The organism is Flavobacterium oncorhynchi (assembly GCF_002217355.1).
In the GTDB taxonomy this organism is placed as follows: Bacteria; Bacteroidota; Bacteroidia; order Flavobacteriales; family Flavobacteriaceae; genus Flavobacterium; species Flavobacterium oncorhynchi.
The window spans coordinates 216,086-228,564 of the sequence record NZ_MUHA01000003.1; the positions used below are offsets into that span (position 1 = coordinate 216,086).

The window sequence follows — 12,479 nt, forward strand, 5'->3', positions numbered from 1 at the left end:
AGTAAATTAATAGTTGTATATTTGCAACCTTAAAAATCAATAAATCAATTTGGTATGTATGCAATCGTAGAGATAGCAGGGCAACAATTTAAAGTAAGCAAAGACTTAAAGGTTTATGTTCACCGTTTAGCTAATGAAGAAGGTTCAAAAGTTTCTTTTGACAAAGTTCTTTTATTAGATGATAACGGAAATGTAACTTTAGGCGCCCCAGCTATAGAAGGTGCTTCAGTAGAAGCTAAAGTGTTACAACACTTAAAAGGTGATAAAGTTATCGTTTTCAAAAAGAAAAGAAGAAAAGGATACAAAAAGAGAAATGGTCACAGACAATATCTTACACAAATTGTAATTGAAGGTATTACTGCAGCAGGAGGAACTAAAAAAGCAGCGGCTAAAAAAGCAGTTGTAGCAGAAGATGCAGCTACTGAAGAAGTAGAAGCTCCTAAAGCTAAAAAAGCAGCTCCAAAAGCAAAAAAAGAAGCTACTAAAGAATAATAACAATATTTAAACTCATACGTCATGGCTCACAAGAAAGGTGTCGGTAGTTCGAAGAATGGTAGAGAATCAGAATCAAAACGTTTAGGCGTTAAGATTTTTGGTGGTCAAGCTGCTATTGCTGGGAACATCATCGTTAGACAAAGAGGTTCAAAACACAATCCAGGTGAAAATGTTTACATCAGTAAAGATCACACACTACACGCAAGAGTAGCAGGAGTTGTTAAGTTCCAAAAGAAAAAAGATAATAAATCTTATGTATCTATCCTTCCATTCGAAGCATAATCATTAGATTACTATTTATAAAAAACCCGTTCTGAAAAGATCGGGTTTTTTGTTTTATATAAGTTTTACTATATAAGTTGTGTAAGAGGATTTACGTTTACTTTGTTTTATTTGGTTCATTTTTTTGTCATTTCGACCGGAGGGNNCCCTCCGGTCGAAATGACAAGATTTGGATTAGATTTTAGATAAATAAAAAAACCTTTGTCAAAGTTTAAAATTTTGACAAAGGCTAATATTGGTGAGATTGGAATTTAATCCTTCTATTCTTCCGTGTCTTTAGTTTCTTCTAAATCTTGAGATTTTCTTCCAACTTTTATTTTTGGATTGTCTTGAGTTCCTGTAACTGTAAGTGGAATACCAAATATTCCAAATGGAGGCAAGCCTAAACGCATTTTTAAATTCAGTTTTCCGTCTAAACTTGTTGTACCTTCAATTCTTGGTCGGAAACCGGCAAATTTAAATTTAAAACGTTCAACAGTCATAATGTTGTTTTTAATCGTAGTCTTAATATCTACTTTAGAAAGATCAGGATTTTTAATGGCTTCTGTACTTGTTTCCTTGCTAACGGCGGTGAACATTTTTAGACCTCTTACTTTTACATCTTTAACAGAAAGAATTCCACCTCCAGAAAGTGATGGATAAACAGGTTCCATTTTACCATTTAAACGCCCTTTTAGTTGATAATCTAAAGACACAATACCTTGAGCTTTCTCAGCAGCACTTGCCATTTTTCTAAAAACCTCAATTTCATTATAAGCTCTTTTAATGTCAAAATCAGCTGCTTTTATCGCGTAATCAAAATTGGCTTTTTGAGGCGTCACAGCTTGGTAATTTGCATTCATAGAAACATTACAGCCAATTAAATTAAATCCGGTATTCTGCATTGATAATTTTCCTTTGTTCATGCTTAAATTACCAACTGCATTTTGAAGTTTAAGTTTGTCAAAACTTACTTTTTGAGCGACAGCGTTAAACTGTAAATTCAAATTTGTTGGAATTATAATAACTCCTGTTTGTGTATTTTCTGCTTGTTTTGTTTCTGTTTTTGGCGATGAATTTTGTGTTACAGAGGTTTCTGCACTTGTGTTCGACATAAATTCATCAACATTAATGTATCGCGAAGTGGCTTTGAATTTGCCTTTTAATACACCTGTATTTGTTGTTACATAGTTAAAAACATTCTGTAAATATCCATTCATTTTAAAATCAGATTGGCCATAGGCTGCCAAAAAGTTGTTGAAAGACATTTTGTCCTGATTGATTTTGAAAATTCCTTCTTTAATAATGAATTTTTTAGGCAGGTATTCAGATGTAATTCCGATGTTTCTAAGTTCCAGCGTTCCTTTGTTGTATAGTTTGCTGTAATTTCCTTTTTCGGCATCGCTTTGTTTTCCTTTCAACACCACGTCAGCTTTTACGAAACCGTCAAGGTCAAGACCTTTTTGTGAGAAAACCTTATATATTTTGTTCACATCAAGTTCGCCCTTTGCTTTGATGTCGTAAGCTAAATCATCAAAATTGCTTAAATCTGCTTCAACAAAAACAGGTTTTCCTTCAAAAGTAAATTGAGCTGGTTTTAGTTTAACACTTAAGTCGCCAAAAGTTCCCTTTGGATTATCGATTTTAGATTTTATCGTGATATTGGTAATTGGATTTGGATAATAAGGTGTTTTTAAATATCCGTTTTCTAAATCGATAGTTCCGTTAGTAACAGGTAAAAGTTTGTTTTTTAAATCAAATTTTCCATTGGCTTTTACATCACTTGTCAAAGCTCCTTTTAATTCGATTTTTGGAATTCCAAGTGCTTTAGTCAGCTTTTCAAGATCAATTTTAGATTTAAAATCAGCATTGATTTCAGGAGTGTTTATGCCTTTTACATGAAACTTAGATTTCAAATAATCTTTGTTCATGTTTAGCGATAAGTTCTTTGCGTCAACCGTTAAAAGATCAGGGTTTAAAGACGGAACTTTAGTTTTTACATCTAAGTTTAAATTTGAAACAGGAAAAGGACTTTTGTTGTAATTCACAAATCCACTGTCTATTTTTAGGTCAAGATTCAAGTCAGGAGCTATATTTTTTGATGCAATATAATCTCCTTTTAAAGTTAGAAGTAAATTGGTGTTTCCTCTTATTTCGGTTTTTGATAACCAAGTAATGTATTTAGGAGGAAAAGCAGTGAAAACATCGTGCAAATCGCTGTTGTCAGATTTTATTACAAAATCCATATTGTAGCCGTCTTTTAAGAAATCAAATTTTCCTTTGAAATCAATTAAAAGCTGGTTTATTTTTAAGTTATTCTGTTGAAAGAAAAACGATAAGGAGTTAATGTTGACTTTTGTAATTAGATCAGCATTGACTTTTTTATTCATTAAATAAGGTTCATTTTCGTAAACGATATTTAGTTTTTCAATTTTAGCTTTTGAGTATAAATCAAAAACAGCTTTATTTAAATCTCCTTTTCCTAAGTAATTGAATCCAAAAGCGTCGAAGTGAATCTTTGTTGATTGATCGTCGTAAATAATCTTACTGTTCAGTATTTCAATTCGTTCTAATTTCAAGGCAGTTTCTGTGCTGTCTTTATCTTCTGTGGCTGCGGCCTGTGATTTGTAAATATTGTAATTTGCTTCTCCGCTTGGGTTTACTTTTACATTTATAAAGGAATCCGATAGATAAATCTGATCAATTTTTACAGATTTGCTAAAAATTAAACTGGCAACATTTATTCCAAAAGAAACTTCTTTGGCAGTAATAAACTTTTCGTTTGTGTATGGAGCTGAACCGTTAAGACTTAAATTGTCCAGGGTTAATGTAAGAGATGGGAAATGACGAAAAAAAGAAACCGAAACATCAGAATAATTGAGTTCGGCGCTTAGTCTTTCGTTGGCAATTTTTTTGATTTGATCTTTAATTTGATCTTCAAAAACAATAGGTGTTAAAAATAACAATCCTATAATAACGGCGAAAGTTATCCCTAAATACTTGGCAATTTTAAATACGATCGATTTGGATTTACTTTTTTGCATAGTAATTTGTGGTATTTAGTAAAATAATAATGTCAAAAAAAGAGTTTATTTATCCGTGTACAGTTTCTTTTTTACCATAATTGGTAATAATAGAACCTTCATATTCAATCCATTCTTTCCATCGTTTATCGATGTCAATATTGTCTTGGTATTTTCTTGCAAATCCTAAAAAAGTAGTATAATGTCCCGCTTCAGAAATCATTAAATCACGATAAAATTTGGTTAATTCTTCATCTTTAATATTTTCCGAAAGAACTTTAAAGCGTTCACAGCTTCGGGCTTCAATCATTGCTGAGAATAATAAACGGTCACATAGTGCATCACGTCTGCTTCCGTCTTTTTTCATGAATTTAAACAGCTCATTTACATAGTGGTCTTTGCGTTCACGTCCTAAAGTAAGTCCGCGTTTTTTTATAACATCATGTACCATTTGTAAATGTTCCAACTCTTCGCGTGCAATTATGAGCATTTCGGTTACCAATTCTTCTAATTCAGAATTATAAGTAACAATACTTATTGCATTCGAAGCGGCTTTTTGTTCGCACCAGGCGTGATCTGTCAAAATTTCTTCAATATTCGACTCCACAATATTTACCCAGCGCGGGTCTGTAGCTAATTTTAATCCCAACATAATTTCCTTGCATTTTTAGTTCTTGCAAAATTAGTGTTTTTTATGACGAAAAGTCAGCAAATATCGTTCAAATACGCTCAAAAAAGCATTATTTTGTAAGTTGAAAAAAAAATGATGAATCAGATAAAAAAACTTTTAATAATTGGATTTGTCTGGCCTGAGCCAAATTCTTCTGCTGCGGGTGGGAGAATGATGCAGTTGATTTCTGTTTTTATCGCAAATGGATATCAAATTACATTTGCAAGCCCGGCTTTAGACAGCGAATATATGGTTGACTTGTCTGAGTTTGGTGTCGAAAAAAAGAGTATCGAATTAAATAGTTCAACTTTTGATGATTTTATAATTGAATTAAATCCAGATGTGGTTTTGTTTGATCGTTTTATGATTGAGGAACAGTTTGGCTGGCGCGTAACGGAAAATTGCCCTAATACAATTCGATTATTAGATACAGAAGATTTACATTGTTTAAGGACGGCAAGGCAAAAGGCATTTAAGGAAAATAGGGTTTTTCAGCTTACTGATTTGTTGTCTGAAGAAGTCGCAAAACGGGAGATCGCCAGTATTTTAAGATGTGATTTTTCTTTAATGATTTCTCAGTTTGAAATGGATATTTTAAAAGATGTTTTTAAAATCAGCCCAAGTTTGTTGTTTTATCTGCCGTTTTTAGTTGATGAAATGACTGAAGAAAGTTTGTTGAGATTACCTTCTTTTGAAGATCGAAAGCATTTTGTTTTTATTGGAAATTTTCTTCATGAACCAAATTGGAATACGGTTCAATATTTAAAAGAATCTATTTGGCCTTTGTTAAAAAAGGATTTTCCAGAGGCAGTTTTAGAGGTTTACGGTGCTTATCCGTCACAGAAAGTATTGCAATTGCATCAGCCTAAGAATGGGTTTTTTATTATGGGAAGGGCTGTAAATGCTAATGAAGTTGTAAAAAAATCAAGAGTAGTTTTGGCGCCAATTCGTTTTGGAGCTGGTTTAAAAGGAAAGTTGTTGGAAGCTATGCAGTGCGGAACTCCGAGTGTAACCACAACTATTGGTGCAGAAGCAATGAGCGGAGTATTAAATTGGAATGGATTTATAGAGAACGATCCGCAGGAATTTGCAAAAAAAGCTATCGCACTTTATCAAGACGAAAATCTCTGGTTACAATCTCAAAAAAATGGTATTGTGATTATAAATGAATGTTATCAGAAAGATAATTATGCCGATGAATTAATGATAAAGGTAAATTCACTATTGATGAATTCTGATGAGCATCGTCTGCATAATTTTATGGGGAATTTATTGCAGCATCATGCATACAGAAGTACAATGTACATGTCGAAATGGATTGAGGCTAAGAATAAAAACTAAACATTAGTTTTTTTCTTTAAAACTAATGTTTAGTTTTAAAGAAAAAAACTCCCAATTACAATTGTAATTGGGAGTTTTGAGTTTTAATGCAGACTGAAAACTATTTTAAAGTGCCTTTTATATCTTGAATAGTTGTGGCATGATAGCCGGATTTTGCTTTGTTGAAAATTTGGTTTGCCCAAACTTTTCCCTCAGGTGTTTTTACCATTTCTTTATAAAGCATCATTACAGATCCGGTTCTGCTGCTTCCAATTAAAAATTGTTCGATTGCAGGATTAGCAGCTTTGTATTGATGGCGAATTGCCTGAACAAACCATTGGCGCTTGATGATAAAATTACCGCCATTTGTAAAGTTGAATTCCTTATCAAGTTCTTCCATTTCTTTTGGTGTAATATCTGTTGGAAGATGATCTATAAAATGTTGTTTTTCTGTAGTTGTTTTAATTTTTTCGCTTAAACCTTTTACGCCGGTTTCTCGCCAGCTTTTTTGGATTTTATCAATAGCGTCAAAATCGGGAGAGCTTACAGGAGTTATATTTGATGGAATTCCAGGTTTGAAAATCCAATCTTCCAGTTTTATTTTATCAGCAAGAGCTTTGTCTCCTTTAATAAGGTTCTCGTTAAAATATTTGATAAAATCATCGGTAGTGATTGATTTGAAAGCGTGAGCATCAAAATAGTTTTTGATAAAAACATCAAATTTTTCGCGTCCTACAGCGTTTTCAATTACTCTCAAAAAGGCGTATCCTTTTACATATGGAATCATGCTGATTCCATCATCAGGGTTTCTTCCTGTAAGGCTCACTTTTAGTCTCGTATCAGGATTTGTATCTCCATATTCAGCTACATTATCAACTAATTCTTTACGAATGATAACGTTTTGCATTTCAAATTCTTTTTGACCAAAGATTGCTTCGCCAATTCGATGTTCAACATAAGTTGTAAAACCTTCGTTTAACCAAATATCATCCCAAGTTGCATTTGTAACTAAATTTCCGCTCCAGCTGTGACCTAATTCATGAGCTAATAAGCTGGTTAATGAACGATCTCCTGCGATAACCCCCGGAGTTAAGAATGTTAAGTTAGGATTTTCCATTCCGCCATAAGGGAAACTTGGTGGTAAAACCAAAACATCGTAACGTCCCCAACGATATGGGCCATAAAGTTTTTCGGCAGCAACAACCATTTTTCCAAGCTCTGCAAATTCCCAAGCTGATTTTTTCAGCATTGATGGTTCTGCGTAAACACCGGTTCTGTTGTCGATAGATTGAAATTCAATGTCTCCAACTGCAATTGCCATTAAATAAGATGGAATTGCTTTGTCTTGTTTAAATGTGTAAACTCCAGTGTCATTTTTCTTCTGCGGATTTACAGCGCTCATTATCGCTAGTAAATCTTTAGGAACTGTAACTTTTGCATTATAAGTAAAACGAATTCCTGGTGAATCCTGACAAGGTATCCAAGTACGTGACCAAACGCTTTCTCCTTGAGAGAAAAGAAAAGGTTTCTTTTTGTCTGCTGTTTGTTCTGGTTTTAACCATTGTAAAGCTACTGCGTCTTTAGTGGTGTTGTAGTAGATGTTTACTTTTGTTGTATTTGGTTCTATTGTGATATGAAGTGGTTTTCCGTGAAATTCAGTATCCTTTCCAAGTTCAAACTTAGTTTCTTTTTCATCATCACCTAAAGTTACTTTGGTAATATTTAAAGTGTTTTCGTCGAAAATAATCTCGTTTCCTTTACTGATGTTGTCAATTAGCCAAGATGCTTTTCCAGAAATAGTCTGCGTATCAAAATCAACTTTTATGTCAAGATCTAGATGTTTAACGACAGCTAGTTCTGGTTTAGAATAGCTGTGTTCGTCTGTAACGACTGCTGGTTTTTCTGTTTGGTCTTTTTTCTGACAGGCGATTGCTGCTAGGAATAAAGTTGCAAGGATTAGTTTTTTCATTTTATCAAGTATTGAATTTGTGGGCGAAAATTAAACAAAAAATCCCGTTTTGAATAAACAAAACGGGATTTTATTAAATATAACCTTAGACTTCGCTCAGGCTGACATATGTAAATTATGCCAACATTGTAACTGGGCTTTCGATGTATTGTTTTAATGTTTGTAAGAACTGAGCGCCAGTTGCACCGTCAATTGTTCTGTGGTCACAAGCTAATGATAACATCATTGTGTTTCCAACTACGATTTGACCGTTTTTAACTACTGGTTTCTCAACAATTGCACCTACAGAAAGGATAGCAGAGTTTGGCTGGTTGATAATTGAATTGAATTCAGTAATACCAAACATTCCAAGGTTAGATACTGTAAAAGTACTTCCTTCCATTTCTTGTGGTCCCAATTTTTTGTTTTTAGCTCTTCCTGCAAGATCTCTTACTGAAGCACCAATTTGAGATAAACTCATGGCGTCAGTAAATCGTAATACAGGAACTACTAATCCGTCTTCAACAGCTACAGCTACACCAATATTTACGTGGTGGTTGATGATGATTGCATCTTCTTTCCACTGAGAGTTGATTTTTGGGTGTTTTTTCAATGCTAAAGCACAAGCTTTAATTACCATATCGTTGAAAGATACTTTTGTATCAGGAACAGTATTGATTGTAGCTCTTGCGCCCATTGCTTCGTCCATGCTTACTTCGATCACTAAGTTGTAGTGAGGAGCTGTAAATAAAGATTCTGCAAGACGTTTTGCAATAATTTTACGCATTTGAGAGTTTTTGATCTCTTCTGTGTAAACTTCACCAGCAGGAACAAATACTTTTGGTGCAGCAGGAGCAGATGCTTCTTGTTTAGCAGCAGATGCTTCTTGTTTAGCAGCAGATGTCGAAGCAGCAGGTTGTGCTTGTGCAGATGGAGTAAAGTTTTCGATATCGCTTTTCACGATACGTCCATTTTCTCCAGATCCTTTAACTTGGCTTAATTGAATTCCTTTGTCAGAAGCAATTTTCTTAGCTAAAGGTGAAGCTAAAATTCTTCCTCCGTTTGAAGTTTCAGCAACAGTTTCAGTTGCTTGAGCAGCAGCAGGAGCAGCTTTTGTTTCTTCTGCAGCAGGAGCACTTGCAGTTGCAGCGCCTCCAGCGGTATAATTGTCGGCAATTCCAGAAATATCAGTTCCTGCAGGTCCAATGATTGCTAGTAAGCTGTCAACTGGTGCAGTGTTTCCTTCTTGAATTCCGATGTATAATAATGTTCCAGCATTGAAAGACTCAAACTCCATAGTAGCTTTGTCTGTTTCAATTTCTGCTAAAATATCACCTTCAGCTACAGTGTCGCCAACTTTTTTCAACCAAGTTGCTACTGTACCTTCGGTCATAGTGTCGCTCAAACGTGGCATAGTTACAACGATAACACCTTTTGGTAATTCAGTTGCGGCTTTTGCAGGAGCAGCGGTTTCTGTTTTTGCTTCAGCAGCAGAAGCATCCGCTTTAGGAGCTTCGGCAGCAGGAGCGTCACCACCAGCTAAAAGAGCAGAAATATCTTCTCCTTCTTTACCAATGATTGCTAATAATGAATCAACAGGAGCAGTTTCTCCAGCTTGAATTCCAATATGTAAAAGAGTTCCTTCGTTAAAAGATTCGAACTCCATTGTTGCTTTGTCTGTTTCAATTTCAGCAAGAATATCTCCTTCGCTGATTTTGTCGCCTACTTTTTTAAGCCAAGTTGCTACCGTTCCTTCCGTCATAGTATCGCTCAAACGAGGCATAGTTACTTTAATCGCCATGATGTTATAGTTTATGAGGTGTAAATGGATAGTCTTCTTGTGCGTATACTACGTCGTATAATTGTTGTAAGTCTGGATATGGAGATTCTTCAGCAAATTTCTGACACTCTTCAACCAAGTCTTTAACTCTTTGGTCAATTACTTCAATTTCTTCTTCAGTAGCGTATTTTTGATCCAAGATTACATCAAGAACTTGTGTAATTGGGTCGATTTTTTTGTACTCTTCAACCTCTTCTTTAGAACGGTATAATTGTGCATCAGACATAGAGTGTCCTCTGTAACGGTACGTTTTCATTTCAAGGAAAGTTGGTCCGTCTCCACGACGAGCTCTGTCAATTGCTTCGGTCATTGCTTCGGCAACTTTTACAGGATTCATTCCGTCAACTGGTCCGCAAGGCATTTCGTAACCTAAACCAAGTTTCCAGATGTCGGTATGATTTGCAGTTCTTTCAACAGAAGTTCCCATTGCATAACCGTTGTTTTCAACGATAAATACAACTGGTAATTTCCATAACATAGCCATGTTGAAAGCTTCGTGTAATGAACCTTGTCTAGCAGCTCCGTCACCAAAGTAAGTCATGGTAACACCGCCGGTATTGAAATATTTATCTGCAAAAGCTAAACCAGCTCCCACAGGAATTTGTCCACCTACGATTCCGTGCCCTCCGTAAAAACGGTGTTCTTTAGAGAAAATGTGCATAGAACCTCCCATGCCTTTAGAGGTACCTGTTGCTTTTCCTAAAAGTTCTGCCATTACGTTTCTAGGATCAACTCCCATACCAATTGGCTGAACGTGGTTTCTGTATGCAGTAATCATTTTGTCTTTAGTCAAGTCCATAGCGTGCAATGCACCTGCTAATACAGCTTCTTGACCATTATATAGGTGTAAAAAACCTCTAACTTTTTGTTGAATGTATAATGCTGCAAGTTTGTCTTCAAACTTTCTCCAAAGCAGCATGTCTTCGTACCACTTTAAATATACTTCTTTTGTAACTTCTTTCATCTGAATTCTTTCTTTTGCTAAAGTTTGTTTGTGTTATCAATTGTTGCCTATAACGCAAAATAGTTTCCTCCCACAAATTTGCGCCCGAAAGGTCGGGATGCAAAAATAAGACATTCCTATTAAGAAGTAAAATTTAAAAGGCACTTTTTGGCTTTTTTTTACAAGAACTTTTTATCAAACATAAAAGGGAGTAAATTTTTTAGGGATGCTGATTTATAAACTTCGCCAATTTCGCCCATAAAATAGATTTCAATAGGGGTGTCTTGTTTGATTTCGTATTCTGCAATAGATTGTCGACACGATCCACAAGGCGGAATCGGTGCTTTGGTTTGATTGGTGTCTGAAGCTGCTGTAATAGCTATTTTTAAAATTTTGGCTTCTGGATAAATACTTCCTGCATGAAAAATAGCAACCCTTTCAGCACATAATCCTGATGGATAGGCAGCATTTTCTTGATTTGAGCCTAAAACTATTTTTCCGTTGTCTAAAAGTAAAGCGGCTCCAACTCTAAATTGAGAATAGGGCGCATATGCTTTTTTACGAATTTCTACCGCCTGTGTCATTAAATCTTGAATTTCTTCTGAAACTTCTTTTATCGATTCATAAACTGTAAATGATGATGTAATGCTTATTTCTTTCATTTCTTTTTATGGGAAAAAAAATCCAAATTTCTAAAAACTTAGAGATTTGGATTTGTGATTGTTTTTTATTTGATCTTTTTAATATACTTCGTATTTGTCTCCAAAGTTAAAGGTTAAAGAAAAGCGAAGTGTGTTTTCTAAAGGATTTTTAACATTTGATGATGAGAATAAATAAGACACGTCAACTTTCATGATGTTGTATTTAAATCCTGCTCCTAAAGAAAAGAACTGTTTTGCTCCTTTCATTGGGCTTTCGTGGTAATAACCTAAACGCATAGCAAAGGCATCTTGATACATATATTCTGCAGCAACACTGTAGGTTATTTCTTTTATCTCTTCACTGAAGCCTCCCGGTGCATCTCCAAATGATTTGAATATTCCTGATACCCAGCCTGTATCTTTGTAGTTTTTATAGTTTATAGAATTTGCTTCTTCTTGTGAGATGTCTTCAGGATCTGTAAAATCGCCATCGCTATTTGTATCTACAGGTGTTCCAGGTCCAGGAGGTGTAGGGACTAAAAGTTTTGTCAGCTCTACAGAAACTGCTAATTTGTTGTAATCATCAAAAATAAAATCAAATCCACCACCAACTCTTAAATTTGCAGGCAAAAAGTTTGAGCTTAAATCGTCGTTGTCATAGCTTATTTTTTGGCCTAAATTTTGAACATTGAAACCTGCTCTCCATCTTCCGTTAAAATCACGGTATGCAATTTCTTCTGATTGATAAAAACCAGCTACGTCTACAGCAAATGATCTAGCGGCAGAAGCATCGACTTCTCCAGATGGAATTTTTAGGTTTGAGCTGATAAAACGTGCGGCAACTGCCATCGAGAATTTTTCGCTTAATTTTAATGAGTAAGAACCGTCAAATGCAAGTTCATTTGGGCTTACTTCTCTGGTAGGTTCACTTGGATCTCCAGTTTCTCTTAGTTCAATTCCTCCAAAACCAAAATATCTAAGACTTCCTGCAAAAGCACTTCGTTCGTTTATTTTGTTGTAATAAGTTAATTGTCCAAGTGAAATGTCATTGGCTAGATCTGTTAAATAAGGTGTGTAGCTGATTGATAAACCTTGTGCGTCTTCAGAAAAAGCATATTTGGCGGGATTCCATTGTTGAGAAAAAACATCGGCAGAAGTAGCAACACCTTGATCGGCAAGACCGGCAGCTCTCGCATCTGCAGCAACTAATAAAAAGGGTACTCCTGTTGTAATGGGGCGTTCAATATTTTGGGCTTTTGCGAATGAAATAATTAATAAAGAAATTACTAAAAACGATATTTTTTTCATTTGTGGGGATAAAGGTATTTATGTTACAAA

10 protein-coding genes are annotated in these 12,479 nt (G+C 35.0%); 3 read left to right on the forward strand and 7 right to left on the reverse strand.

Annotation, left to right across the window (positions count from 1 at the left end; genetic code table 11):
• Positions 1-54 precede the first annotated feature (54 nt).
• A complete protein-coding gene (rplU, locus tag B0A75_RS02030) occupies positions 55-492 on the forward strand; it encodes a 50S ribosomal protein L21 (protein ID WP_068844917.1) in 438 nt (145 codons plus the stop codon).
• A 24-nt stretch (positions 493-516) separates the two neighbouring features.
• Entirely contained in the window at positions 517-777 is a 261-nt protein-coding gene (gene rpmA / locus B0A75_RS02035) for a 50S ribosomal protein L27 (RefSeq protein ID WP_017497241.1), read from the forward strand.
• A 260-nt stretch (positions 778-1,037) separates the two neighbouring features.
• On the opposite strand, the gene B0A75_RS02040 is transcribed toward rpmA, so the two are convergent.
• Both B0A75_RS02040 and miaE read right to left on the reverse strand, forming a co-directional pair.
• Positions 1,038-3,800, reverse strand: a complete 2,763-nt coding sequence (locus B0A75_RS02040; RefSeq protein WP_089052624.1) for an AsmA-like C-terminal region-containing protein — start codon at positions 3,798-3,800, stop codon at positions 1,038-1,040.
• A 49-nt stretch (positions 3,801-3,849) separates the two neighbouring features.
• On the reverse strand, positions 3,850-4,431 hold the full coding sequence (miaE, locus tag B0A75_RS02045) for a tRNA-(ms[2]io[6]A)-hydroxylase (protein WP_089052625.1): 582 nt from the start codon (positions 4,429-4,431) through the stop codon (positions 3,850-3,852).
• A gap of 114 nt (positions 4,432-4,545) precedes the next feature.
• Between miaE and B0A75_RS02050 the strand changes: the two genes are divergently transcribed.
• The gene (locus tag B0A75_RS02050; RefSeq protein ID WP_089052626.1) at positions 4,546-5,790 is read left to right on the forward strand and encodes a glycosyltransferase; all 1,245 of its coding nucleotides are present in this window, start codon (positions 4,546-4,548) and stop codon (positions 5,788-5,790) included.
• Between the two features lie 100 nt (positions 5,791-5,890).
• On the opposite strand, the gene B0A75_RS02055 is transcribed toward B0A75_RS02050, so the two are convergent.
• From B0A75_RS02055 to porV, 5 genes are all read right to left on the reverse strand, one after another.
• Positions 5,891-7,738 (reverse strand): hydrolase/aminopeptidase, encoded by a 1,848-nt coding sequence (locus B0A75_RS02055; RefSeq protein ID WP_089052627.1) that lies wholly within the window; start codon positions 7,736-7,738, stop codon positions 5,891-5,893.
• A gap of 115 nt (positions 7,739-7,853) precedes the next feature.
• Positions 7,854-9,518 carry a pyruvate dehydrogenase complex dihydrolipoamide acetyltransferase gene (locus tag B0A75_RS02060; RefSeq protein WP_089052628.1) on the reverse strand — a complete coding sequence of 555 codons (1,665 nt, stop codon included), beginning with the start codon at positions 9,516-9,518 and terminating at the stop codon, positions 7,854-7,856.
• A gap of 4 nt (positions 9,519-9,522) precedes the next feature.
• Positions 9,523-10,521: a pyruvate dehydrogenase (acetyl-transferring) E1 component subunit alpha gene (gene pdhA, locus B0A75_RS02065; RefSeq protein WP_089052629.1), complete on the reverse strand. Its 999-nt coding sequence runs from the start codon at positions 10,519-10,521 to the stop codon at positions 9,523-9,525.
• Between the two features lie 158 nt (positions 10,522-10,679).
• Positions 10,680-11,162 carry a cytidine deaminase gene (cdd, locus tag B0A75_RS02070; protein WP_089052630.1) on the reverse strand — a complete coding sequence of 161 codons (483 nt, stop codon included), beginning with the start codon at positions 11,160-11,162 and terminating at the stop codon, positions 10,680-10,682.
• A 78-nt stretch (positions 11,163-11,240) separates the two neighbouring features.
• A complete protein-coding gene (gene porV, locus B0A75_RS02075) occupies positions 11,241-12,449 on the reverse strand; it encodes a type IX secretion system outer membrane channel protein PorV (RefSeq protein ID WP_089052631.1) in 1,209 nt (402 codons plus the stop codon).
• Positions 12,450-12,479 lie beyond the last annotated feature (30 nt).